This window comes from Janibacter sp. FSL W8-0316 (assembly GCF_038004165.1).
In the GTDB taxonomy this organism is placed as follows: Bacteria; Actinomycetota; Actinomycetes; order Actinomycetales; family Dermatophilaceae; genus Janibacter; species Janibacter indicus.
Genome location: NZ_JBBOQX010000001.1, coordinates 2649661 through 2673563, shown reverse-complemented (window position 1 = coordinate 2673563; position 23903 = coordinate 2649661). Strand labels below are relative to the sequence as shown.

Annotated in this window: 20 protein-coding genes, 1 tRNA gene and 1 riboswitch; of the genes, 13 read left to right on the top strand and 8 right to left on the bottom strand. The window is 72.9% G+C overall.

Annotated features, from left to right (window positions below; translation table 11 throughout):
• Positions 1-7: 7 nt before the first annotated feature.
• Complete coding sequence (locus NYE39_RS13155; protein ID WP_192911404.1) at positions 8-1246, bottom strand: MFS transporter; 1239 nt, start codon at positions 1244-1246, stop codon at positions 8-10.
• Between the two features lie 60 nt (positions 1247-1306).
• Here NYE39_RS13155 and NYE39_RS13150 point away from each other — a divergent pair.
• Positions 1307-1378, top strand: a tRNA-Arg gene (locus NYE39_RS13150).
• A gap of 8 nt (positions 1379-1386) precedes the next feature.
• On the opposite strand, the gene NYE39_RS13145 is transcribed toward NYE39_RS13150, so the two are convergent.
• On the bottom strand, positions 1387-2862 hold the full coding sequence (locus tag NYE39_RS13145; RefSeq protein WP_341012927.1) for an HNH endonuclease signature motif containing protein: 1476 nt from the start codon (positions 2860-2862) through the stop codon (positions 1387-1389).
• 190 nt (positions 2863-3052) lie between these two features.
• Between NYE39_RS13145 and NYE39_RS13140 the strand changes: the two genes are divergently transcribed.
• Genes NYE39_RS13140 through mnhG form a run of 6 tightly spaced genes read left to right on the top strand, consistent with a single transcriptional unit; the run spans position 3053 to position 9140 of the window.
• Positions 3053-5872 (top strand): Na+/H+ antiporter subunit A, encoded by a 2820-nt coding sequence (locus NYE39_RS13140; protein ID WP_341012926.1) that lies wholly within the window; start codon positions 3053-3055, stop codon positions 5870-5872.
• Entirely contained in the window at positions 5869-6312 is a 444-nt protein-coding gene (locus NYE39_RS13135; RefSeq protein WP_341012925.1) for a Na(+)/H(+) antiporter subunit C, read from the top strand. Before NYE39_RS13140 ends, NYE39_RS13135 begins: the two co-directional genes overlap by 4 nt.
• Positions 6309-7940: a Na+/H+ antiporter subunit D gene (locus NYE39_RS13130; RefSeq protein WP_341012924.1), complete on the top strand. Its 1632-nt coding sequence runs from the start codon at positions 6309-6311 to the stop codon at positions 7938-7940. The genes NYE39_RS13135 and NYE39_RS13130 overlap by 4 nt, the downstream gene beginning before the upstream one ends.
• Entirely contained in the window at positions 7937-8503 is a 567-nt protein-coding gene (locus tag NYE39_RS13125; protein WP_341012923.1) for a Na+/H+ antiporter subunit E, read from the top strand. The genes NYE39_RS13130 and NYE39_RS13125 overlap by 4 nt, the downstream gene beginning before the upstream one ends.
• Positions 8500-8766, top strand: coding sequence for a monovalent cation/H+ antiporter complex subunit F (locus NYE39_RS13120; protein ID WP_341012922.1), 267 nt, complete (start codon positions 8500-8502; stop codon positions 8764-8766). The genes NYE39_RS13125 and NYE39_RS13120 overlap by 4 nt, the downstream gene beginning before the upstream one ends.
• Entirely contained in the window at positions 8763-9140 is a 378-nt protein-coding gene (mnhG, locus tag NYE39_RS13115; RefSeq protein ID WP_341012921.1) for a monovalent cation/H(+) antiporter subunit G, read from the top strand. The genes NYE39_RS13120 and mnhG overlap by 4 nt, the downstream gene beginning before the upstream one ends.
• A gap of 60 nt (positions 9141-9200) precedes the next feature.
• On the opposite strand, the gene NYE39_RS13110 is transcribed toward mnhG, so the two are convergent.
• The 3 genes from NYE39_RS13110 to NYE39_RS13100 all read right to left on the bottom strand — a co-directional run bounded on the left by NYE39_RS13110 (position 9201) and on the right by NYE39_RS13100 (position 12324).
• Complete coding sequence (locus tag NYE39_RS13110; RefSeq protein ID WP_341012920.1) at positions 9201-10100, bottom strand: C40 family peptidase; 900 nt, start codon at positions 10098-10100, stop codon at positions 9201-9203.
• 2 nt (positions 10101-10102) lie between these two features.
• A riboswitch (cyclic di-AMP (ydaO/yuaA leader) is annotated at positions 10103-10278 on the bottom strand.
• A gap of 125 nt (positions 10279-10403) precedes the next feature.
• Entirely contained in the window at positions 10404-11120 is a 717-nt protein-coding gene (locus tag NYE39_RS13105; RefSeq protein ID WP_341012919.1) for a metal-dependent transcriptional regulator, read from the bottom strand.
• Positions 11121-11127: 7 nt separating this feature from the next.
• The gene (locus NYE39_RS13100) at positions 11128-12324 is read right to left on the bottom strand and encodes an MFS transporter (protein WP_072623629.1); all 1197 of its coding nucleotides are present in this window, start codon (positions 12322-12324) and stop codon (positions 11128-11130) included.
• 71 nt (positions 12325-12395) lie between these two features.
• On the opposite strand from NYE39_RS13100, the gene NYE39_RS13095 reads away from it, so the two are divergent.
• Together NYE39_RS13095 and NYE39_RS13090 are read left to right on the top strand one after the other, a co-directional pair.
• On the top strand, positions 12396-13133 hold the full coding sequence (locus NYE39_RS13095) for an SDR family NAD(P)-dependent oxidoreductase (protein ID WP_192911400.1): 738 nt from the start codon (positions 12396-12398) through the stop codon (positions 13131-13133).
• A 12-nt stretch (positions 13134-13145) separates the two neighbouring features.
• On the top strand, positions 13146-14441 hold the full coding sequence (locus tag NYE39_RS13090; RefSeq protein ID WP_341012918.1) for a hydroxyacid-oxoacid transhydrogenase: 1296 nt from the start codon (positions 13146-13148) through the stop codon (positions 14439-14441).
• A gap of 6 nt (positions 14442-14447) precedes the next feature.
• Here NYE39_RS13090 and pdxH read toward each other — a convergent pair whose 3' ends face one another.
• From pdxH to NYE39_RS13075, 3 genes are read right to left on the bottom strand one after another with little or no spacing between them, the layout of a single operon-like run.
• On the bottom strand, positions 14448-15152 hold the full coding sequence (gene pdxH, locus NYE39_RS13085) for a pyridoxamine 5'-phosphate oxidase (protein ID WP_341012917.1): 705 nt from the start codon (positions 15150-15152) through the stop codon (positions 14448-14450).
• 21 nt (positions 15153-15173) lie between these two features.
• On the bottom strand, positions 15174-17153 hold the full coding sequence (locus tag NYE39_RS13080; RefSeq protein ID WP_341012916.1) for an acyltransferase family protein: 1980 nt from the start codon (positions 17151-17153) through the stop codon (positions 15174-15176).
• Positions 17150-19165: an acyltransferase family protein gene (locus NYE39_RS13075; RefSeq protein WP_341012915.1), complete on the bottom strand. Its 2016-nt coding sequence runs from the start codon at positions 19163-19165 to the stop codon at positions 17150-17152. The genes NYE39_RS13080 and NYE39_RS13075 overlap by 4 nt, the downstream gene beginning before the upstream one ends.
• Positions 19166-19256: 91 nt before the next feature.
• Here NYE39_RS13075 and NYE39_RS13070 point away from each other — a divergent pair, with 91 nt between their 5' ends.
• Genes NYE39_RS13070 through NYE39_RS13055 form a run of 4 tightly spaced genes read left to right on the top strand, consistent with a single transcriptional unit; the run spans position 19257 to position 23879 of the window.
• Positions 19257-20366, top strand: a complete 1110-nt coding sequence (locus NYE39_RS13070; RefSeq protein ID WP_072623623.1) for a citrate synthase 2 — start codon at positions 19257-19259, stop codon at positions 20364-20366.
• The gene (locus tag NYE39_RS13065) at positions 20366-21262 is read left to right on the top strand and encodes an LppX_LprAFG lipoprotein (RefSeq protein WP_072623622.1); all 897 of its coding nucleotides are present in this window, start codon (positions 20366-20368) and stop codon (positions 21260-21262) included. Before NYE39_RS13070 ends, NYE39_RS13065 begins: the two co-directional genes overlap by 1 nt.
• Positions 21259-22377, top strand: a complete 1119-nt coding sequence (gene serC, locus NYE39_RS13060) for a phosphoserine transaminase (protein WP_072623621.1) — start codon at positions 21259-21261, stop codon at positions 22375-22377. The genes NYE39_RS13065 and serC overlap by 4 nt, the downstream gene beginning before the upstream one ends.
• 8 nt (positions 22378-22385) lie before the next feature.
• Positions 22386-23879: a glycosyltransferase family 39 protein gene (locus NYE39_RS13055; RefSeq protein ID WP_341012913.1), complete on the top strand. Its 1494-nt coding sequence runs from the start codon at positions 22386-22388 to the stop codon at positions 23877-23879.
• Positions 23880-23903: the final 24 nt, after the last annotated feature.

The window sequence follows — 23903 nt, the reverse complement described above, 5'->3', positions numbered from 1 at the left end:
GCCAACGCTAACAACCGGAGCGGCGCCCCAGCGGGACCAACAGCCCGAGCAGCAGCGCCGCGCCGCCGGCGAGCAGCCCGAGCGCGGGATAGCCCCACCAGCCGACGACGACGCCCGCCAGGGCTCCCCCGCCACCACCGGCGAGGCCCATCGCGACGTCCGACAGTCCCTGGGCCGCAGGCCGCTGACGCAGTGGCACGGCGGCCGTCAGCAGGGTCGAGCCGGCGATGAGGGTGCAGGACCAGCCCATGCCGAGCAGCACCAGCGCCGCCGTCAGGCGAAGGGAGTGCCCGCTCGCGGTCGACGCGGCGAGCAGGCTCGCGGTGAGCAGCACCCCCGCACCGACCGCGATGACCGCCCGGGAGCCCCAGCGGTCGACGGCCCAACCGGTGAGTGGTGAGAAGGCGTACATCCCGACGACGTGGAGGGAGATGACCAGACCGATGATCTCGAGGCCGGCGTGGCCGTGCCGCATGTGCAGCGGGGTCATGATCATCACCGACACCATGACGACGTGACCGAGCGCCATGGCGACCACGCCCATGAGGGCGTCGGGTCGGGTGCGGATCACCGCCCAGCCGCGGGTCGCCTCCCCTTCGAGCCCGGCCGTCGGGTCCGGCTCGTCGTGGTCGACCTGCAGGCTGCGGGCGGTCAGGAGCGGGTCCGGCCGCAGCGCGGCCGTGAGGACGAGGGCGGCCAGGGCGATACCCACGAGCGAGAGGACGTAGGGCCCGACGAGCGCCGGCAGGTGTAGCTGGCGGGCGACCCACTGCCCCGGACCGGTGAGGTTGGGGCCGGCCACCGCCCCGATCGTCGTCGCCCAGACGACGACCGACAGGTGGCGGCCACGGTGCGCGTCGTCGGCCAGGTCCGTCGCGGCGAACCTCGCCTGCGAGTTCGCCGCCGTCGCCCCGCCGAAGAGGAGGAACCCAACGAGCAGCACCGCGAAGGAGCCCACCACCGAGGCGGCCACGATGAGTAGCCCGCCGAAGATCGCCATGAGGTACCCCGTGGTCAGGCCGGGGCGCCTCCCCTTCGCGGCCATGACCCGCGCGACGACGAGGGCGGCGAGCGCGCCACCCAGCGTCTGGGCGGTCCCGCCGAGGCCGGCCCAGGTCTCGCTGCCCGACACGTCGGCCGCGAGCAGGGCCCCGACCGCGGCGCCGGCGCTCACCCCCACGCCCCCGAGGACCTGCGACCCGGCGAGGGTGGTGACGGTGCGCCGCTGCAGGGCCGGGATGCTCACCGAAGGGAGTATGGCGCGTACCCTGTCCCGTGGCGTGGTCGCCTCACCGCACCGCGCCGGGCCTCCGTAGCTCAGGGGAAGAGCACTTCTCTCCTAAAGAAGGTGTCGCTGGTTCGAATCCAGCCGGGGGCGCCCAGCACCTACGCCGCGTCGAGCAGCGCCAGCAGCCGGGCCTCGAGCGCCGAGGGCTGCCCCACCACCGGCCGTCGCTCGCGTCGACCGAGGCCGAGCAGCGGTGGCGCGAGGCAGCGGACGTCACCCGCAGCGGGGGTCGTCAACCTCACCTCGTGCGACCCGCCTCCGGGGTCGAGCCCGGTCGAGATCACCTCGGCCCGCCAGCCGGGGGCCTCCTTGTCGAGGTTGTGCCGCTGGCAGACGCCCATGCCGTTGCTCGCGGAGGTCTCGCCGCCCCGGGCGACCGGGCGGACGTGGTCGACCTCGCGCACCGGCGCATCACACCACGGCACCCGGCAGGTCGCGTCGCGCAGCTCGATCAGCCGCCTCAGCCGCCCGGCGAAGATCCGCTGCCTCGAGTCGACGGCCACGAGATCGCGCCCGGCGGGCGCCGTCCAGAGCCGCCGCAACCAGAGCGCCGTCTCGCCGTCTCGGTCATCGCCCGCGTCGAGCAGTCGCAGGACGTGCTCGCGGGCGAGGTCACCGGCGAGCGCGCCGTGGCCCGGCACCTCGACCTCGTCGTCGGCGCCGCCAGCGCCGGCGCCGGCGCCCGAGCGCCCGCCCGGAAGGAGCACGCCCTCGCGCATCACGAGCCCGATCTCGACCGGCTGGGGCTGACCGGGCGCCCGCCCGGAGAGCAGCTCGAGCGCCGTGTCGGCCATCCACGCACCGCGACCCCGCGGGTCGGCGGCGGCAGCCGCATCGGCCTGCGGGTCACCGGTCGCCACGTGCCGCGCCTGCTCGGCCGCGCGCAGCGCGACGTGGGCGCCGACGACGTCGACGAGCGGCCCGAGGATCGACAGCCAGGCCATGCCGTCAGGCGCCGGGCGGACCGACACGTGCCGCGAGGCGGCGGCCCGACGCCGCCGCTCGACGACCGACTCCTGGTCGAGGTCGACGCACGCCCGGTGCGCCGCGGCAGCCAGCGCCCGGTCACCGAGGTCGCGCAACCCACCCGCCAGCCGGCGGTCGGCCTCGCGCCGGTGCTCCGGCGACAGGCAGGCCGTCTCGCGGACGACGATCGTCGCCCGCCACTCGCTGATCTCACCCGCGGTGAGCGCGGCCATCGTGCCGGGCAGCTCGTGGACGAGCGCCCGCGCGGCGCCGACGTGACGGTCGGCCTGACCCGGCGAGCACCGCCGCGCCAGCGCCACCTCGCTGCGGGTGGCCCGGCGTCGCAACGAGGCCTCGCGGCGGGAGATCTCCTCGGCGGCGGCCATCTCGGCCACCCGCGTGTCACGCTCCTCGACGAAGCGCGCGGTGGCGCGGGCCTGCGCGGCGGCCGCGGCCCCCTTCGTCATCTCGAGGAGGGCGACGACCTCGAGCAGCTCGACCTCGGTCAGCCCGTCGACGCCGGTGGCGGACACCTCGGCAAGGACGGTGCGCAGGCGCCCCGGGACCGTGGTCCCACTGACCTGATCGGTGATCGACTGCTGTGTCATGGCGCCTCCCCTCGCCCCTCCAGTATCGAACATGTGTTCGAAGAGTTCAAGAGGGTGGGCCGAGATTTCTTCGGGAGCTGCCGAGCCGGGCACCTACGGCACCGCGAGGACGCGCGTGCACCCCGGCCTCGGGGCGCCGGTCACCTGCCGTTAAACTGGCCTCCCGTCCCCGGACCCGTGAGAGGCCCTCGTGACCCTGCTGCTGCTTGCGCACTTCGCGGCGGCAGCAGTTGCGCCCGGCCTCGCCAAGTTCCTCAACCGACGCGCCTTCCTCGTCCTGGCCCTCGTGCCCGCCGCGGCCTTCGCCTGGCTCCTCGCCCAGACCGGCGACGTGACCGCCGGCCGGTCGATCGTCGAGGACATCGCCTGGGTCCCCTCGCTCGGCATGGACTTCGCGCTGCGGCTCGGCACCCTCCAGTGGCTCCTCGGGCTGCTCGTCACCGGCGTCGGTGCCCTCGCCCTGCTCTACTGCGCCTGGTACTTCAAGCCCGACGACCCCAGCCTGTGGCGCTTCACGGGCGTCTTCACCGCCTTCGCGGGCGCCATGCTCGGCCTCGTCCTCGCCGACAACCTGCTCGCGCTCTACATCTTCTGGGAGCTGACGACGGTCTTCTCCTACACGCTCATCGGGCACAACCCGGTGCGCTCGGCCAACCGCCGCTCCGCCACCCAGGCCCTGCTCGTCACGACCTTCGGCGGCCTGGCGATGCTCATCGGCACGGTGATCATCGGCGAGACGAGCAGCTACACGATCAGCGAGATGCTCGCCTCGCCGCCCCCGGCCGGCGCCCTGACGACGACGGCCGCCCTCCTCGTCCTCGTCGGCGCCCTCACCAAGTCGGCGCAGGTGCCCTTCCACTTCTGGCTGCCCGGCGCCATGGCCGCCCCGACCCCGGTGAGCGCCTACCTGCACGCAGCCTCGATGGTCAAGGCCGGCATCTACCTCATCCTGCTGCTCGAGCCGATCTTCGCGGACGTGCCCGGGTGGCGTCCGGTCCTGCTCGTCCTCGGCCTGTGGACGATGATCCTCGGTGGCTGGCGGGCCCTGCGTCAGGACGACATCAAGCTCCTCCTCGCCTACGGCACGGTGAGCCAGCTGGGCTTCATGACCGTCCTCGCGGGCGTCGGCACCCAGGCCGCCGGGCTGGCCGCCCTGGCCCTCGTCCTCTCCCACGCCCTCTTCAAGTCGGTGCTCTTCTTCAGCGTCGGCATCATCGACAAAGGGACCGGCACCCGCGACCTGACGCAGCTGCACGGCCTCGGGCGCACCGCACCGGTCCTCGCCGCCGCCGCAACCCTGTCCGCCGCCTCGATGGCCGGCCTGCCGCCCCTCGTCGGCTTCGTCGCCAAGGAGTCGGCGCTCACCGCCGTCATCGAGTCCGCCCACGGCCCCCTGTCGACGACCACCGGCTGGCTGGCCGTCGCCGGCCTCGTCACCGGGTCCGTGCTCACGGTCGCCTACTCCGCGCGGTTCGTCTGGGGTGCCTTCGCGACGAAGGGGGCGACCGGCGCCGCCCCGAGCCCCACCCCCTTCGCCGCCCCCCACGCGCTGCTCATCGCGCCGGTCCTGCTGTCGCTCACGACCCTGGCGTCCGGCTTCTTCGGTGACCCGCTCACCGAGCTCTTCCGCCCCTACACCGAGACGCTGCCGGGCGCCGAGCCCGAGCACCTCGCGCTGTGGCACGGCCTCACCCCGGCGCTCGGGCTGACCGTCGTGGCCATCGTCGCCGGCCTCCTGCTCTTCGTGGGGCGGGCCCCCTTCGCCCGGGTCCAGGCCGCGCTGCCCGAGGTGGTCAACGCCGAGCGCGTCTACCAGCGCTTCATGAAGGCCCTCGACCGCTTCGCCGTCGAGGTCACCGCCCTCGCCCAGGGCGGCTCGCTGCCGACCTACCTCGGCACGATCTTCCTCGTCGTCATCCTCCTGCCGGGCGTCGTCGCCGCCACCGCCCTGCCGGGCACCGAGGTCCGGCTGTGGGACACCTTCAGCCAGGCGGCCGTCGGGCTCTTCGTCATCGCCGCGGCGATCCTCGCCGTGCGCGGTCGCAACCGCCTCCAGTCGGTGATGTTCGTCGGCCTCACCGGCTACGGGCTCGCGCTGCTCTTCCACCTGCACGGGGCGCCCGACCTCGCCCTGACCCAGGTGCTCGTCGAGACCTTCTCCCTCGTGCTCTTCGTTCTCGTGCTGCGCATGCTCCCGCAGGACTTCCGCCGCCGCCCCCGCTCCGGCCGCCGCTCGCGCCGCCGGCTGTGGCGCCTCGCCCTCGCCGGGACCATGGGCGCGGCGATCTCCACCCTCACGGTCGTCGCGGCCAATGCCCGCATCCACGAGCCGATCAGCAAGGCCTTCCCCGAGCAGGCTTACGACTTCGGCCACGGACAAAATGTCGTCAACGTGACCCTCGTCGACATCCGCGCCTGGGACACCCTCGGCGAGATCTCGGTCCTCGTCGCGGCCGCGACCGGCATCGCCAGCCTGGTCTTCGTGCGCACCCAGGACGTCGAGCGCTCGTGGACCCGCCGGCGCAACCAGGGCCCGGTCACCGCGTCGATCCCCCGCGAGCGCCGCTCGGTCATCCTCGAGACCGCCACCCGGCTGGTCTTCCACGTGATGATCGCGCTCTCGCTCTACCTCCTCTTCTCCGGGCACAACCAGCCCGGCGGTGGCTTCGCCGGTGGCCTCGTCCTCGGTCTGGCGCTGCTCGTGCGCTACCTCGCCGGCGGTCGCGCCGAGCTCGACCGCGCCGCCCCGGTGAGCGCCGGTCTCGTCCTCGGGGCCGGTCTGGCCGTCGCGGCGATCTCCGCGCTCGCGCCGCTCGCCTTCGGCGGCACCGTCCTGCAGTCGGCGGTCGTGCAGTTCGACGTCCCCGTCTGGGGTCACGTCAAGCTCGTCACCGCGATGTTCTTCGACATCGGCGTCTACCTCATCGTCATCGGGCTCGCGCTCGACGTCGTTCGCTCGCTCGGTGCGGGTGTCGACAAGCAGGCCGAAGAGGACGGGGCCACCGCATGAACGCCGTCGCCCCCAACCTCAGCCTCGTCGTCGTCGCCGGCTTCCTCATCGCGACCGGCGTCTACCTGCTCCTCGAGCGAGCGCTCACCCGCCTGCTCCTCGGCATCGTCCTGGCGTCCAACGGCGTCGCCACGCTCTACCTCGTCGTCTCCGGACCGGCGAAGGGAGCCCCCTTCGTCGGTGCACGACCGGCCGACGAGATGAGCGACGCGCTCCCCCAGGCAATGGTGCTCACCGCGATCGTCATCGCCCTGGCCTCGGTCGGCTTCGTCCTCTCCCTCGCCTACCGCCAGTGGCGGATCACCGGCAGCGACGACGTCCCCGACGACGCCGAGGACGAGCTGATCAAGCGCCTCGCCGAACGCGACGAGGTCTCCAGCACCTACGACGACGACACCCAGTCCACGACCGAGGCCGAAGAGGAGGACGCGACCGCATGACCGTGGCCAACCTCCTGCCCATGCCGGTGCTGCTGCCGCTGCTCGGCGCCGCCCTCACCCTCGTCGCGCGCCGCCACCCCCGCGCGCAGGTCGCCATCAGCATCGCCGTGCTCGCCGCCAGCCTCGCCGTCGCCGCCACCCTCATGTGGTCCACCCACCACGACGGACCCATCGCGCTGTGGCTCGGGGCGTGGTCCGAGCCCTTGGGCATCGCGCTCGTCGCCGATCGGCTCTCGGCCCTCATGCTGCTCATCAGCTCCTTCGTCATCCTCGTCGTGCTCGTCTTCGCCATCGGGCAGGGCGTCGCCGACGGCGACGAGGACTCGCCGCTCGCGATCTACTTCCCGACCTATCTCGTGCTCTCGGCCGGCGTGTCCAATGCCTTCCTCGCCGGCGACCTGTTCAACCTCTTCGTCAGCTTCGAGATGCTGCTCTTCGCGAGCTTCGTCCTGCTGACCCTCGGCGGCAGCGGCACCCGGATCCGGGCGGGGACGACCTACGTCATCGTCTCGATGGTCTCCTCCTTCCTCTTCCTGTCGGCGATCGCCGGGGTCTACGCCGCGACCGGCACGGTCAACTTGGCGCAGCTCTCCCTTCGCCTGCCCGAGATCGACCCGACGGTCTCGCTGGCGCTGCAGCTGATGCTCCTCACCGTCTTCGGCATCAAGGCGGCCGTCTTCCCGATGTCGGCGTGGCTGCCCGACTCCTACCCGTCGGCGCCGGTGCCGGTCTCGGCCGTCTTCGCCGGACTGCTCACCAAGGTCGGCGTCTACGCGATCGTGCGCACCCAGTTCCTGCTCTTCCCCGAGTCACCGCTGCACCACCTGATCATGGGGGCCGGCCTGCTGACGATGATCATCGGCATCCTCGGGGCAGTCGCCCAGCCGGGGATCAAGCGGATGCTCTCCTTCACCCTCGTCAGCCACATCGGCTACATGCTCTTCGGCATCGGGCTGGCGAGCGAGTCCGGGGTGTCGGCGGCGATCTTCTACATCGCCCACCACATCACCGTGCAGACCGCGCTCTTCCTCATCTCCGGCCTCATCGAGCGGGTGGGCGGCTCGACGGTCATCGACCGCCTCGGCGGGCTCGCCGCGAGCACCCCGGTGCTCGCCGCCCTCTTCTTCGTCCCGGCGATGAACCTCGCCGGCATCCCGCCCTTCTCCGGCTTCGTCGGCAAGGTCGGCCTGCTGCAGGCCGGCACCCAGGACGGCAGCATCATCGCCTGGACGCTCGTCGTCGGCTCGGTCGTCACCTCGCTGCTCACCCTCTACGCCGTGGCCAAGACGTGGAGCGCCGCCTTCTGGCGGCCGCGCGCGGTCGAGGGCCAGGACCAGACCTTCGAGATGCCGACGCTCACCCCGAGCTTCGGGCGGCTGAGCGACGCCATCGGCGCCGCCGTCGCGGCCCAGCGCCCCTCGACCCCGATCGCGCCGCCGCCGGCGGTGACCCAGGTCGAGCGGCCGATGCCGCCGCTCATGCTGGGCGCGGCCGCCGCGGTCGTCGCCTTCAGCCTGGGCCTCTCGCTCTTCGCCGGCCCGCTCTTCACCTACACCGACGCGGCGGCCCGGCAGATGCTCTCCAGCGATGCCTACGTCCGCGCCGTCCTGTCCGAGGAGGCGCCGTGAGCGACACCGCTATCGACACGACCCCGGCGACCCGTCGGCGCGGCGGCTTCCAGCCCCGGGCGATCATCGGCCTGGCCGTCGTGTGGGTCCTGCTCTGGGACCGCATCACCCTGGGCAACATCATCAACGGCCTGATCATCGGCGCGGTCGTCACGCAGATCTTCCCGCTGCCCTCGATCCAGTACTTCGGCCGGATCCACCCGTGGCGCCTCCTGCTGCTCATCGGGCGCTTCCTCGTCGACCTCGTGAGCGCCGCGGTCCAGATCACCGGCGCCACCCTGAGCCGCCGCCCCAGCCAGGGTGGCTCGATCGTCGAGGTCCGGATGCGCACGCACTCGGAGTTCTACATGACGATCGTCTCCGCGCTCGTCTCCCTCGTGCCCGGGTCGATCGTCGTCGAGGCCCGACGCGGCGCCAACGTCCTCTACGTCCACGGCTTCCACGTCACCACGCCCGAGGGCATGGAGGAACTGCGACGAGACGTCCTGGCCGTCGAGACCCGGGTCGTGCGGGCCATCGGCACCCCCGAGGAGATCTCGATCTGCACGCAGGAGGTTGCATGAGCATCATCCTGTCGATCGGACTCGGGCTACTCTTCGCCGCCGCCGGCCTGGTCCTCGTGCGCATCGCGCGGGGTCCGACCAACCTCGACCGCGCCCTGAGCCTCGACGTGGTCATCGTCATCGTCATCGGCATCATGGCGACGCAGATCGTGCGCACCGGTGACGCCGGGACGCTGCCGATCCTCGTCGTCTTCAGCCTCACCGGATTCGTCGGGTCGGTCTCGGTCGCCCGCTTCATGGCCCGCAAGGACGATGCCTCGTGAGCTGGGCACAGATCCTCGACCTCGCCGGGGCGATCAGCCTGCTCCTCGGTGCCACGCTGGCCCTCGTCGGCGCGATCGGCCTGGTGCGCCTGCCCGACCTCTTCGCCCGCATGCACGCCGCCACCAAGCCACAGACCCTGGGTCTGCTGCTCATCCTGCTTGGCCTGGCGCTCACGGTGCGTACCTGGGCCTCGGTCGCCACGCTGCTCATCGTCGTCGGCGCCCAGGCCCTCACCGCCCCGGTCACCGCGCACATGCTCGGCCGCGCCGGCTACCGCACCGGCATCGTCGAGGACGACCTGCTCCACCACGACGAGCTCGGCGCCGCCTACCGACGGATGCAGGAGCAGGACCGGGCGCGCGAGCAGTCCTGACGACATGACGCAGGGGGCGAAGGGAGCGGCTGCTCCCTTCGCCCCCTGTCGGGTCGGCGGTCAGACCCGGCCGTAGCCGGAGACGCCGTCGAAGATCGGACGGATCGAGATCGACGAGCCGGTGCGCGGCGAGTCGATCATCATGCCGTCGCCGACGTAGATGCCGACGTGCCACGACGGGGAGCCGAAGAAGACCAGGTCGCCCGGCTGCGGGCTGGACACCGGGGTGGCGGCGGCCTGCTGGGCGGTGGTCACGCGCGGGATGGACTTGCCGGCCTTGGCGAAGACGTACTGCGTGAAGCCGGAGCAGTCGAAGCCCGCGGGGGTCGAGCCGCCGTAGACGTAGGGGGTGCCGATGTACTGCTTGGCGATCTCGACGACATTGCTCGAGGCGGCCGGGGCTGGTGCCGCGGTCTCGGCGGCGGGGGTCGAGGTGCTCGCCTGCGGGGCGGGCGACTGGCGCTCCTGCGAGCGGCTGGCGGCCTCGGACTCGCGCTCCTGCGCGGCCTGCTCGCGCTCGGCCTGCGCCTGCGCCTGCTCCTGCTCCTGCTCCTGCTCGCGCTGACGCTCCTGCGCGGCGGCCTCGCGAGCCTGCTCACGCTCGGCGCGCATGCGCAGCTGGTAGGGGGTGGGGCCGGTCGGCTTGGCGACGGGCTCGACCTCGATCTTGCCGAAGGCGGAGGTCGCGGCCGTCGAGGTGGCCGGGGCGCTCGGCGCGGTGACGGCCACGGCAGCCGGGGCGGCGGGGGCAGCAGCGGCCTGGACCGGGGTGGCGTCGACCTGGTCGGCGGCGGTGCTCGCCTGCGCGGGGATGGCGATGGCGGCGACGAGACCACCGGAGGCGGCGAGGACGGCGGAGCCCTTGGCCAGCGGGGTGCCCGTCTGGCTGATGACGGTGCCGATCTCGGTCAGGGGGTTGTAGCGCTCAGGAGCGCGGTGGCGCCCGACGTTGTGAGACACGATGTATACCTCTGTCCCGCCTGCGAGGTCAGCTGTCGGGTTCGGGCCAGAGGTGCGGCCCGGTCCCGCGGCACCGGACCGACCCAGCGGTCCGCACGCCCCGGGACTTCACCCCGAGGAGCATCCGCGATGCCCCATGAGTGGGTCCCCCGCTCCTGCCATGCGGTGTGCTCTCACAACCGTCGGTGCGGTGGCAGGACTTGGCGTCCGCGTGACGGATCCGCCCAGGGGAGACGGACCTCCCGGCCGTACCTGCCGATCACGAAAATGTCACACCGAGGTCACGGCACGGTACGCACGCGGTCAGGGCGCGATCTGCTCCACGAAGACGTGGACGGCCACGTCGCGCGGCAGCGAGACCGCGTCGGAGGAGGCTGCGCCGTCACGGGCGACGATGATGCGGTCGTCCTCGGGAGTGACGCGCACGACCTCGCGCGGGCGCAGCCGGGCCTCGGTGAGCAGCGCGAGCGCCTCGTGGTCCTCCTGCGCCGGCTCGCCGATGCGCCGCACGCGGAAGGGACCGGTCAGGCCGCCGTCGACGACGTCGGTGAGGCTGGAGAGCCCCTCGAGGTAGTCGTCGGCCGGAGCCTCATCGCCGCCGGCGAGCAGCTCGTCGAGGCCGGGGATCGGGGTGCCGTAGGGCGACTCGCGGTGCTCGGGGAGCATGGCGAGGATCTTGCGCTCGACGCGCTCGCTCATCACGTGCTCCCAGCGGCAGGCCTCGTCGTGGATGTGCTCCCACTCGAGGCCGATGACGTCGGCGAGCAGTCGCTCGGCGAGGCGGTGCTTGCGCATGACGCGGGTGGCGAGGAGCCGGCCCTCGTCGGAGAGCACGAGGCGACGGTCCTCGCCAAGGCTCACGAGTCCGTCACGCTCCATGCGCGCAATCGTCTGCGAGACGGTGGGACCCGAGTGCCCCAGCCGCTCGGCGATGCGGGCTCGCATGGGCGGGATGCCCTCCTCCTCGAGCTCGAAGATCGTGCGGAGGTACATCTCCGTGGTGTCGATGAGATCCTTCACGGCTCCATCATGCCTTGCCGCGCTCCCGGTCGGCCCGCGAGACCCACAGGCTCGTCCAGCCCAGCCCGACGAGCCCGGTCGCGCCGAGCACCACGGCCGCGACCGGCAGCGACACCAGGGCCGTCACCGCGCTCAGCCCGAGCGTGCCGCCGGCGTGGCCGAGCTCGCCCATGAGGCGCCAGGCGCCGAGGAACTGCGCGCGGTCGCGGTCCGGCGCCGCATCGGCCCCGAGGGTCATGACGATGCCGGACCCCAGACCATTGCCCAGGGCCATGACGAGGGCCACGGCGAGCAGCTCCCCCTTCGTGCCGGCGAGGGGCAGCGCGAGGAAGGACGTCGAGACCACCGACAGCAGCACCGCGACGACCCACACCCGGCCGAGGCGGTCCATGACCCAGCCTCCCGGGTAGACGAGGAGCAGCTCGGCGACGCCGGCGACGGCGAAGATCTGCGAGGAGTCGACGCCGTCGAGCCCGATGTGCACCGCCCACAGGGGCAGGATCACCAACCGCGACTGCCGCAGCGCGGAGATCACCGTGACGCCGATGCCCTGGGTGAGCAGGAGGCGCGCGTGCTGCCGCACGACCCGCAGGACCCCCGTGTGCGGCTCCCCGGCCCGGGCGCGCTCGTGGTCGCCGGTGAGGTCGGGTGCGGTGAGCACGGTGACCACCGAGCCGACCGCGAGGAGCACGGCCACGCCGTAGGCCCCCTGCAGGCCGAAGGGGGCGATCGCCACCGAGCCCAGGACCGGCCCGAGGAGCAGGCCCGCGCGCATCGAGCCGCCGAGCAGCGACATGCCGCGGGCGAGCAGCCGCTGCGGCAGCACGTCGATCATGTATCCCTGCCGGGCGAGGAAGAAGGCCGAGGACGCCAACCCGCTCAGCAGGAGCGCCACGCCCATGAGCCACAGCGAGGGCGCCCAGCCGGCGACCGCCAGGGCGACGATGTCGAGCAGCCCGGCGCGCACGAGCGTGGCCCGCTCCCCGATGCGGGCGACGAGCGCCCCGGCGGGCAGGACCCCGACGAGCTGGCCGACGCCGGTGAGGGCGACGACGAAGGCGGCCGTGCCGATGCTCGCCCCGAGCTCGTCGGCGCGCAGCGCCGCGATCGGCACGACGGCACCCGTGGCCGCGGCGGAGAGCAGAGTCGGCCCGAAGGCGGGTACGGCGATGCGCCTCCAGCCGAAGGTCTCGCTCTCGCTCATCCCGGCCATCCTCTCCTGCCGCGGTGTCGATACGTTGGGCGGTGTCAGCGTCGCCGCCCGAAGGAGACCCCATGACCCGCCCCCTCGCCCTCGTCACCGGCGCCAGCTCCGGCATCGGCGCCGCCACCGCGCGCGCCCTCGCGGCGGCCGGCCACGAGGTGGTCTGCGCGGCCCGCCGCACCGACCGCATCGCCGACCTCGCCGCCGAGATCGACGGGCGCGCGGTCACCTGCGATGTCACCGACCCCGACGCGGTGGCCGCCCTGGCCGCCGAGGTGGGCGACCGGCTCGACGTGCTGGTCAACAACGCCGGCGGCGCCTACGGCCTCGACCCCGTCGCGACCGGCGACGTCGAGGACTGGCGGGCGATGTACGAGGTCAACGTCATCGGGACCCTGCGCGTGGTGCAGGCGCTGCTCCCTTCGCTCGTGGCGGCCGAGGGGGTCATCGTCAACGTCGGCTCCATCGCGGGGCGCACCTCCTACGAGGGCGGCGCCGGCTACACCGCGGCCAAGCACGCGCTGGCGACGATGACCGAGACGATGCGTCTAGAGCTCGTGGACCAGCCGGTGCGGGTCACCGAGATCGCGCCCGGGATGGTGCAGACCGAGGGATTTTCGCTCACCCGCTTCAAGGGTGACCGGGAGCGGGCGGAGCAGGTCTACGCCGGCGTCGCCGAGCCGCTCGTCGCCGACGACATCGCCGAGGCGATCACCTGGATGGCCACCCGGCCGCGCCACGTCAACATCGACCTCATGGTCATCAAGCCGCGGGCGCAGGCCGCGGCCCACAAGGTCCACCGGGAGTAGGAAGGCACCGTCATGCCCACGTCACCGCACACGCCCGAGTCCGTCTTCACCTATGCCGCGCCGCGGCTGAAGTTCGGCCCCGGCGCCGTCACCGAGATCGGCCACGACGTCGCCGGGCTGGGCGCTCGCAGCGCGCTCGTCGTCACCGACCCCGGGCTGGCCGCGACCGGCCACCCCGAGCGGGTCGCCAAGGCCCTGCGCACGGCCGGGCTGCGGGTCGACGTGCACGACTCCGCCGCCGTCGAGCCCAGTGACGTGTCGCTGGTCGCCGCCGTCGAGCGGGCGAAGGGGGCGGCCCCCTTCGACGCCGTCGTCGCCGTCGGTGGCGGGTCGAGCATCGACACGGCCAAGGCGGTGTCCCTGCTGCTCACCAACCCGGGTGAGCTCATGGACTACGTCAATGCCCCGGTCGGGGGCGGGCGCGCGCCCGAGCAGTCGGTGCTCCCACTCGTCGCGGTGCCGACGACGACCGGGACCGGGGCCGAGTCGACGACCGTGTGCGTCCTCGACGTGCTGGCGTCCCAGGTCAAGACCGGCATCAGCCACGAGCGGCTGCGGCCGGTGCTCGCCGTCGTCGACCCCGAGCTCACCGCGACCCAGCCGGCGGGGGTCACCGCGTCGGCGGGCATGGACATCCTGTGCCACGCCCTCGAGTCGTGGACCGCGCGGCCCTACACGAGCTACGAGCACAAGACGCCCGAGCAGCGCGTGCCCTACTGCGGGTCCAACCCGATCTCGGACCTCTACGCGGAAAAGGCGATGCGGCTGCTCGCCGGCGCCTTCCGCGGGGCGGTGGCCGGTGAGGAGCAGGCGCGGGCCGACATGGCGCTCGCGGCGACCTTCGCGGGGATGGGCTTCGGCAACGCCGGTGTGCACGTCCCGCACGCCAACGCCTACCCGATCGCCGGGCGGGTCCACGACCTCGGCTCCGACTTCCGGCCGCGCGACTACGACGTCGACGAGGCGATGGTGCCCCACGGCATGGCGGTCGCGTCGACGGCTCCGGCGGCCTTCGCGATGACCTTCGCGGCCAACCCGCAGCGCCACCTCACCGCCGCCGCCTGGCTCGACCCGCAGGGCCTTGACGCCGACGTGTCCGAGCCGGAGCGCCTCTCGGCCGTGCTGCGCCGCCTCATGCGTGACATCGGCCAGCCCTCGGGCCTGGCCGAGATCGGCTACGGCGACGCGGACGTCGACGGCATCGTGTCGGGGACGATGCAGCAGCAGCGGCTGCTCGCGACGGCCCCGCGGGAGGTCACCGAGGAGGACGTCGCCGGCGTGGTGCGGGCGTCGATGCACCACTGGTGAGGCGACTCAGGGCTGCAGGCGCTCGACCTGCCAAGCGCCCGCGACGTCGAGTCCCCCGTCGGCGACCCGCGTCCAGCGGAAGCGGTCGTGCAGCCGGTTGCTCCGACCGGCCCACGCCTCGACCTCGTCGCAGACGATCCGCCAGCCGCCCCAGAAGTCGGGGCGCGGCACGTCCTGACCGGCGAAGCGCTCCTCGACCTCGGCCCAGGCGCGCTCCAGGGGCTCGCAGCCCTCGATGGGCTGCGACTGGTGCGAGACCCACGCGCTCAGCTGCGACCCGCGCGGCCGCTCGGCGAAGTAGCGGTCGATCTCGGCCTCGGCCACGAGCTCGGCCCGCCCGCGGAAGCGGACCGCGCGGAACATCGCCGGCCAGGTGATCGTCGCGGCGATGACCGGGGAGGCCTGCAGCTGCCGGCTCTTGGCCGACTCGAGGTTGGTGACGAAGCCCGGACCGCGGGCGTCGAGGAAGCGCATGAGCACCGTGCGCACGTCCGGCCGCCCCTGCTCGTCGACGGTCGCGACGGCGAAGGACAGCGGCTCCGGCACGTCGCCGCGGTCGGCCTGGCGGGCCCGTGCGGTGTCGATCCACGACGTCACCAGCGCGAAGGGAGCGCCCGGCACCTCCCCCTCGGCCAGCCCCTCCCCGGAGTAGTCGACGTGGTCCACCGTCGGTGGGGTGCGGGGGATCATGCCGTCGGGCGAGGCGCTCATGGCCGCCAGAATACGACCGGCCTACTGACGCGTCGCCTCGACCACCCGCGGCGTCAGCCAGGTCCAGACCATCGCGGCGCCCGCGGGCGAGAAGTGGACCGTGTCGGAGTAGAGCGGCACGCCGTTGATCTCCTCGCGGTAGCCGTCGCCGCACAGCGGCTCCCACAGGTCGAGGGCCTGCCGCTGCACCCCCGAGGTGCGCTGCGACCCGCCCTCGCCGCGCGCCCAGGCGCGGATGACGTCGTTGACCCAGCCGATATTGGCCGGGTCGGAGATCGGGCCGGCGAACTGCCGCAGCGACGGGTCGAGCCTGTCCGGGTCGACCTCGCGGCAGGGCATCGTCGCCACCTGCACGTGCGTCACCCCGGCCTCGTGGGCGCGCCGCTCGATGTCGTCGAGGGTCTCGGTGATGAGGGCCGCGTGGTCGGCCGAGCGCGACCCGACGGTGCGCCCGTCGACCTCGTGCTCACCGATGAGCTGCGGCCCGGGCAGGACGAGCAGGTCGCTCGCCCCGGCCTCCTCGACCTGCTGGGGCCAGTCCCGGCGCCAGTCGTCGCAGGCGGCGTCCTCCGGCATGGGCGCGCCGTCGGACAACAGCGGGGCGTCCACGAGGTCGCAGCCGATGCGCGAGAGGTTGGTCATCGTCACGCCCGGGTGGTCGTCGTCGCGCCAGCCCTCGCCGAGCGAGACCCCGACGGAGTCGCCGAGCAGGGCCATGTCGAGCGGCGGGTCGGCCGGGGTGACCTCGGCGTCGGCCGCGACGAGCGGGGGGACGTCGAGGTCCTCCTCGCTCACCGGGCGGGTGAAGACGAAGCCGGCGAGTACCGCGACGACGGCCACCCCGGCGACCGGGACCACCCAGGTGCGTCCCGGCCGCCGTCGGGGCAGCAGGGCGCCGAAGCCGTCCCGCAGGACCGGCACCTCGAGCCACCGGAAGCTCGCCCAGGCGACGGCGATCGTCACGGCGAGCTGTCCGAGCACGGAGACGACGAGCGGCAGCGGGTCGAGGAGCGGACCGAGCCACAGGTGGATCGGCCAGTGGTAGAGGTAGAGGCCGTAGGTCATCTGGCCGAGCAGCACCGCCGGCGGCCAGCTCGCGATCCGGTTGATCGTCAGCGGGCGTGGGTCGGTCGCGGCCAGGCCCATCATCGCGGCGCCGACGGCGAAGAGGAGCATGCCGCCGCTGGTGAAGAGCCACTCGCTGCGGGGCCCGACGACGAAGAAGGCCGAGAGCGAGATGGCGAAGCCGACGAGGCCGATGAGTTGAGTGACGTCACGCGAAGGGCGCCGCCCCAGTCGGCCGCGGTGGTCCCGCCCGAGCAGCACGGCGACCGCAGCACCCACGAGCAGTGCCTGCGCCCGGGTGTCGGTGCCGTAGTAGAGCCGGGCGAAGTCGACTCCCGAGCCGGCGAGGTGGGCCGTCCATGCGGCCGAGGCGACGGCGAGTGCCGCGACGACGACGAGGCGGGCGGTGCGGCTGGTGCGGAAGGCCGCGAAGAGCACGAGCACGAGCAGCGGCACGAGGAGGTAGAACTGCTCCTCCACGCCCAGGGTCCACGCGTGCTGCAGCGGCGAGGGGTTGCCCACCTGCTCGAAGTAGGCGTCGTCCCGGCTGATGAGCCGCCAGTTCTGGACGAAGAAGAGGGAGGCGAGCACGTCACCCGCGTCGCGGTGGCGGTGTGCCGACCCGGCGAAGAGCGCGGCAAGGAGCACGGCGGTGCACACGACGACGAGGGCCGGCAGCAGCCGCTCGGCGCGGCGGCGGTAGAAGCGCCACACGTCGATCCGGCCGGTGCGGGCCCGCTCCGAGATGAGCAGCCGGGTGATGAGGTAGCCGGAGAAGGCGAAGAAGTGGTTGATGCCCACCCAGCCGCCGACCAGGAAGGTCGCGCCGAAGTGGTAGAGCAGGACGAGGGTGACGAAGAGGCCGCGGTAGCCGTCGAGGGCGGAGAGGCGCTGCTCCCCCGTCGACGTCCGCAGCTGCTGGGTCAGGCTCCTCACGACTCGGCCCGCGCGTAGTTGCGGCTCACCTGGCCCAGGACGTGGTCCCAGATCATCGGGGTCGCCTCGGGCGAGAAGTGGAGATAGTCGTTGAAGACCTGGATGCCACCGATCTCCTCGGGGTAGCCGTCGGAGCACAGCGCCTGGTGCAGGTCGATCATCTCGACGTCGTCGTGGGAGTCGGCCCACTGCTTGACGAGCCGGTTGATCTGTTGCGGCTCCTTGTACTCCTTGACGATCTCGGGGCTGGAGTCGAAGACGACCCGGAACTCCTCGGGGATCGAGTCCTCGACCGGCTTGCGGCAGGGCACGTTGACGATCTGCACCTGCTTCGCGCCGGCGTCGAGCGCCTCCTCGCGCACCGTGTCGAGGCGCTCGCGGATGAGGGCCCGGTAGTCGGGGTCGTCGAGCCACAGTCGCTCGCCGTCGACGACGTGCGGGACGGCGAGCAGCGGCGAGGCCCAGACGAGCAGGACGTCGTCACCGCGCTCCTCGAAGCGCTGCGGCCACTCCTTCTTCATCGCGGTGCACTGCTCGTCGTTGCCCATCTGGAAGCCGGGCGCCCAGCTCATCGGCTCGGAGAGCAGGTCACAGCCCTCGCGCGAGTAGTTGTCGAGGCCGACGCCGGGGAAGGTCTCCTGAGGGAAGCGCTCGGTGAGGAAGAAGGGCACGGAGTCGCCGTAGACGCCGATCCTCGCCGGGGATCCCTCGCGGTAGGCGGGCTGGTTCGCCACGATCTTCGGCGGCGGGCCCTGCGGCACGACCTCGGCCGTGTCGGCCCCGGGCTCGGCGGACGGTGCCGTGCGGGCGACGGCGAGACCGCCCCCGGCGATGAGGACGATCGGCAGGACGGCCGCCACGGCCGGGGTGCGCAGGGACGGGACGAGCCCGCGGACCCCGCGCTTGATGACCGGCCGCTCGACGTACTGGTAGGACAGCTGGGCGATGACGACGGTCAGCGCGGAGCACATGACGAACTCGACGATCGCGTTGTCGGTGATCCGGCCGTTGCCGGCGGCCAGCCAGATCGGCCAGTGCCACAGGTAGAGGCCGTAGGAGAGTCGCCCGACGTGGGCGAGCGGTCGCCAGCCGAAGACGGTGCGCACCCAGCTCGGCCGCTCGTCGACGCACGCGATGACGAGCAGCGCGCTGCCGAGCGCGAAGAAGAACATGCCCCCGAGGTTGAACATCCAGCCCGAGTAGGGCCCGACGACGACGAAGGAGAAGACGCTCGAGACGACACCGACGACCCCGGCGACGGCGACGACCGGCCGCGGGAAGCTCGGGAAGGCCCCGCTGCGGCCGGGAGCCAGCCACACGCCGAGTGCGGCGCCGATGAAGAGCGCCTGCGCCCGGGTGTCGGTGCCGTAGTAGACGCGCGGGTAGTCGCTCGCGTCGTGGAAGCCGACGACCGCGGTCCACACCGCGCTCGCGACGGCACCGGCGAGCAGGACGAGGGTCATCCGGCGGCGGGTGCGGACCCAGAGCATCAGGCCGAGGATGACGAAGGGGACGAGGACGTAGAACTGCTCCTCGATGGCGAGGGTCCAGGCATGACGAAGGGGGGATGCCCCGCCCTGGGTGCCGAAGTACTGGTCCCCCTCGACGATCAGGCGCCAGTTCATGACGTAGCCGAGCGTGGCCAGCACGTCGCCGCCGATCTTGCGGCGGACGGCGTCGTCGGCCCAGAGCACGGCGTAGACGAGGACGAAGGTCAGGACGAGGAAGAGCCCGGGCAGCAGCCGTCGGGCGCGCCGGCGGTAGAAGCCCCAGACGTCGATGTCGCCCCGCTGCACCCGCTCCTCGACGAGCAGGCGGGTGATGAGGAAGGCCGACAGGACGAAGAAGAGGTTGATGCACACCCACATGCCGGCGAGCTGGTCGACCCCGAAGTGGTAGGCCATGAAGCAGAGCATGAACAGCCCACGCACCCCGTCGAGGGCCGGGCTGTACCCGAGCCGTGAACGCACCACCCGGAGCTCCTCGTCGATCGTCTGCGTGGCCCCGGGCATGCTACCGGCTGGTCGCCCCGGCATGGCCTCGTCGTCCGGAGCGTGCAGAATGGCCCTGAGATCACCTTGCGCACGAAGGAAGGCCACCGAGATGACTGACACCGAGGTCAAGCACGGGCTGGAGGGCGTCGTCGCCTTCGAGTCGGAGATCGCCGAGCCGGACAAGGCCGGTGGCAACCTGCGCTATCGCGGCGTGGACATCAACGACCTCGTCGGCAAGGTCTCCTTCGGGCGCGTCTGGGGCCTGCTCGTCGACGACAGCTTCGACCCGGGTCTGCCGCCCGCCGAGCCCTTCCCCCTCCCGGTGCACAGCGGCGACATCCGCGTCGACGTCCAGTCGGCCCTGGCCCAGCTCGCCCCGCTGTGGGGCTTCAAGCCCCTCCTCGACATCGACGACACCCAGGTCCGCGACGACCTGGCCCGCGCCTCGGTCATGGCCCTGTCCTTCATCGCCCAGTCCGCGCACGGCCAGAACTCCGCGATGGTCCCGCAGGCACGTGTCGACGAGGGCAAGAACATCGTCGAGCGCTTCATGATCCGCTGGCGCGGCGAGCCCGACCCCAAGCACGTCGAGGCCATCGACGCCTACTTCATCTCCGCGGCCGAGCACGGCATGAACGCCTCGACCTTCACCGCCCGCGTCATCGCCTCGACCGGCGCCGACGTCGCCGCCTGCCTCTCGGGCGCGGTCGGCGCGATGTCCGGCCCGCTCCACGGCGGCGCCCCCTCGCGTGCGCAGCACATGATCGAGGGCGTGGAGCGCACCGGCGACGCGACGAAGTACGTCAAGGACGCGCTCGACCGCAAGGAGCGCCTCATGGGCTTCGGTCACCGCGTCTACCGGGCCTACGACCCGCGCGCGGCCGTCCTGCGCGACACCTGCAAGCGCCTGGGCGCCCCGCGCTACGAGGTCGCCCTCGAGCTGGAGAAGGCGGCCATCGCCGAGCTCGCCGACCGCTACCCCGAGCGCAAGATGGAGACCAACGTCGACTACTGGGCGGCGGTCCTGCTCGACTTCGCGGATGTCCCCGGCGAGATGATGACGCCGCTCTTCGTCTGCGCCCGTACCGCCGGCTGGGCAGCGCACGTCCTCGAGCAGAAGCGCACCGGCCGCCTCATCCGCCCGAGCAGCAACTACGTCGGTCACGGTCCCCGGGCGATCTCCGACGTCGCGGGCTACGACCAGCTGCCCTCGGTCTGATGCGCACGGCCGCGATCGCCCTCACCGCCGCGACCGCCCTCGCCCTGTCGGCGTGCGGCGGCGACGGCGGTCCGGGACCGACGGCCGGGTCCGGTGACGACTCCGTCTCCAACTCCTCGACGCCGACCCCCGGCGGCAGCAAGGGCAGCACCCCCGGCGGGTCGAGCACGAGCTCGCCGCGCTCGACGAGCAGCAGCGGCTCCGACGAGCCGACCCTGTCCAACTCCACCAAGAGCTCCTCGACCAGCCCGTCGAGCTCGACCTCGACCAACACCGGCAAGCCCTTCGACCCGAAGGAGTTCACCGACCGGCTCGAGGCCGCCGTCGACGCCAACCCCACGGTCAAGATCGACGTGACGGCCAAGATCGCCGGCCAGTCCCAGGCCTCGGCCACCGGGGTGCAGGATCTCGAGGCCGACGCCCTCGACATGGACGTCTCCCTCGCCGGTCAGCAGCTGGGCTACAAGCTCGTCGACGGGCAGTACTACCTCGCCCAGCCGCCGAAGTGGGTCAAGGTCACCGAGGGCTCGACCAACCCGCTCATCAAGACCACGCTCGACCAGGTCAAGATCCTGTCGATGCGCCGCCAGCTCGACGCCTTCGTCGCCGGGGTGCACAAGGCGGGCAACAAGGGCACCGAGGACGTCGGTGGCGTGCCGACGACCCACTACACGGCGACCGTCGACACCAGGACCTCGCTGCGTGAGCTCGGCATGGAGCCAGCCGAGGGCGCTCCCGACACCGTCATCTACGACGTCTGGCTCGACGAGGACGACCTCATCCGCAAGATGGAGTTCACCCTCAACGGCGCCACAGCCCGGCTGCTCGCCTCCGAGTGGGGCGAGCCGGTCTCGATCACCAAGCCCAAGTCCTCCGAGCTCGCCGAGGTCCCATGACCGACATCACCATCCCCGAGGCGCTGCGCCCCCGTGACGGCCGCTTCGGCTCGGGCCCCTCCCTCGTGCGCGCCGAGCAGGTCGACTACCTCCGCTCGATCGCCCGCGACGTCATCGGCACCTCGCACCGGCAGGCACCGGTCCGGGGTCTCGTCCACGAGCTGCGCGAGGGTCTGGCGACGCTCTTCGGGGCCCCCGAGGGCTACGAGGTCGTCCTCGGCAACGGCGGGTCGACCGCCTTCTGGGACATCGCAGCCCTCGGCCTGATCCGCGAGCGGGCGCAGCACTGCGTCTTCGGCGAGTTCTCCGGCAAGTTCGCCGCCGTCACGCGACGCGCTCCCTTCCTCGCCGAGCCCGACGTGCGCTCGGCCGAGCCGGGCGGGCTGAGCCGACCCGAGGCGGTCGCCGGCGTCGACGCCTACGCCTGGCCGCACAACGAGACCTCCACCGGCGTCATGGCACCCGTCGAGCGCCCGGCCGGCACCGACGACGACGCGCTCGTCCTCGTCGACGCCACCTCCGGCGCGGGCGGCCTGCCCGTCGACATCGCGCAGACCGACGCCTACTACTTCGCCCCGCAGAAGTCCTTCGCCTCCGACGGCGGCATCTGGTTCGCCATCATGAGCCCCGCGGCGCTGGCCCGAGCCGAGGAGGTCGCCGCGACCGATCGGTGGATCCCCGACTTCCTCTCGCTGACCGCCGCGATCGACAACTCCCGCAAGGACCAGACGCTCAACACCCCGGCCGTGGCGACGCTCGCCCTCATGGCCGAGCAGGTCCGCTGGATGCTCACCTCGGGCGGCCTCGACTTCACGACCGCGCGCACGGCCGAGTCCTCCTCGCGCATCCACGAGTGGGCGACGAAGGGGGAGCACACCAGCCTCTTCGTCACCGACCCCGCGGCCCGCTCACAGGTCGTCACCACGGTCGACTTCGACGCCGAGGTCGATGCCGCGGCGATCGCGACCACCTTGCGCCGCAACGGCATCGTCGACGTCGAGCCCTACCGCAAGCTCGCCCGCAACCAGCTGCGCATCGCGACCTTCCCCGCCGTCGACCCCGACGACGTCTCCGCCCTGCTCGCCTGCATCGACCACGTGCTGGAGCGGCTCTGACCGCTCGGGTGCGCGCCCGGCACGTCGGGCTGCTCGCCGCCGGCGGCGTGGGCGCGTGGACGCTCGGGTGGCGGCTCGACGCCCACCACCTGCGCGGTGACGAGCTCTACTACCGCCAGGCCGCCCTCGACATGCTCGAGGGGCAGTGGCTGACCAATGCGCAGCACCCGCCGCTGGCCAAGCAGCTCATGGCCCTCACCCACCTCGGGCTCGGCGACACGGTCGTCGCCGACCGCCTGCCCGCAGCGCTCGCCGCGTGGGTCACCGGGCTCCTCCTCGCCCTCCTCGTGTGGCAGGTCGGGCGCCCCGGCCGGTGGACCGCCCTCGTCGGCATCGCCACGGCGCTGCTGTGGTGGACCCTCCCCTGGGCTCCCGGGCGCACCGCCACCCTCGAGTCGGTGATGACCTGCGGGCTCCTCGCCGCCCAGCTCGCCTGGACCCTCGCGGTCACGCGGCGCGACCCGCGCTGGCTCCTCGTCGGTGGCGCCCTCGCCGGGCTGGCCGCCGCGGCCAAGCTCACCGGCGCCCTCGCCCTCGTCGGGCTGCTCCCGGCAGCGCTGCTCCTGCTGCGGCACCGCCCCGCGCACACCGTCGTCCCCCTCGCCGCCGCGGCCCTGGTCGCCGCCGGGGTGACCTGGGTCTTCCCCTTCGTCCCGATGGAGGGCGAGGCGCTGCGGGCGATGACCACGCCGGTGACCTTCCAGCTCGGCCACGCCGAGGCCGGGCACACGGTCGTCGTCGCGGGGCAGACCCACCACCACGCGCCCTGGTGGACCTCGCTGTGGTTCGCGCTCCAACGGCTCGGGCCGCTCGCGGCTGCCGGGCTCGTCCTCGGTGCCCTCGTCGGGTTGGCCCGGCACGGGGCGCGGCTCGCGCCCGTCGCCACGACCCTGCTCGGCCTCGTCGTCGCGATGAGCCTCTCCCCCGTGCAGCTCGGCCACTACCAGTACGTCTGGTGGCCGCTGCTCCTCGCGCTCGCGGTGTGTGCGCTGGCGCCGAGCCACCGGGCCACCCGGCGTGGACCCGCCGGGCGGTGGGCCGGGCCCGTGGCGTCGGGCGGGGCCGCGCTCGCCCTGCTGCCCGCCGTCGTCCTCGCCGCTGACCACGTCGGCGCCGTGGCCCGCACCGAGCCCAGCGGGCTCACCCTCGCCCCCGACGTGCTCGCGCGCGAGGTGCCCGACGGGACGACGATCACGATCTGGTCCGACCCCTGGCCGACGCAGGTGGCGCTGCCCGGCCGTCGGCTGACGACGACGATGCCGGGCAGCCTGGCGCCCCGCGCCCTGCTCGTCGACCGCTCGTGGGCCGCCCGCTCGGACGCGATGGACCCGCACCTGTGGCGGGCCTGCCGGCCGGTGCCCTACGCCGAGCACCGGGTCGGCGACCTCGTGCTCTTCGTCCGGCAGGCCGACCCGCACCCGGCCTTCGTGCCGGACCCGGGCTGCGGCCCCCTTCGCCCGGCAGCGTCCGGGGGCGCGAGTCGGCCTACAGCGCCGCGATGATCGCGACGAGGACGAGGGAGGCGA

Excerpts from the sequence above, each read along its gene's own strand:
- NYE39_RS13145 (WP_341012927.1), bottom strand. The coding sequence starts at position 2,862 with ATGACACAGCAGTCGATCACCGATCAGGTCAGTGGGACCACGGTCCCG.
- NYE39_RS13090 (WP_341012918.1), top strand. The coding sequence starts at position 13,146 with ATGCCCACGTCACCGCACACGCCCGAGTCCGTCTTCACCTATGCCGCG.
- NYE39_RS13100 (WP_072623629.1), bottom strand. The coding sequence starts at position 12,324 with ATGAGCGAGAGCGAGACCTTCGGCTGGAGGCGCATCGCCGTACCCGCC.
- NYE39_RS13120 (WP_341012922.1), top strand. The coding sequence starts at position 8,500 with ATGAGCATCATCCTGTCGATCGGACTCGGGCTACTCTTCGCCGCCGCC.
- NYE39_RS13130 (WP_341012924.1), top strand. The coding sequence starts at position 6,309 with ATGACCGTGGCCAACCTCCTGCCCATGCCGGTGCTGCTGCCGCTGCTC.
- NYE39_RS13065 (WP_072623622.1), top strand. The coding sequence starts at position 20,366 with ATGCGCACGGCCGCGATCGCCCTCACCGCCGCGACCGCCCTCGCCCTG.
- NYE39_RS13075 (WP_341012915.1), bottom strand. The coding sequence starts at position 19,165 with ATGCCCGGGGCCACGCAGACGATCGACGAGGAGCTCCGGGTGGTGCGT.
- NYE39_RS13095 (WP_192911400.1), top strand. The coding sequence starts at position 12,396 with ATGACCCGCCCCCTCGCCCTCGTCACCGGCGCCAGCTCCGGCATCGGC.
- serC (WP_072623621.1), top strand. The coding sequence starts at position 21,259 with ATGACCGACATCACCATCCCCGAGGCGCTGCGCCCCCGTGACGGCCGC.
- NYE39_RS13070 (WP_072623623.1), top strand. The coding sequence starts at position 19,257 with ATGACTGACACCGAGGTCAAGCACGGGCTGGAGGGCGTCGTCGCCTTC.
- pdxH (WP_341012917.1), bottom strand. The coding sequence starts at position 15,152 with ATGAGCGCCTCGCCCGACGGCATGATCCCCCGCACCCCACCGACGGTG.
- NYE39_RS13135 (WP_341012925.1), top strand. The coding sequence starts at position 5,869 with ATGAACGCCGTCGCCCCCAACCTCAGCCTCGTCGTCGTCGCCGGCTTC.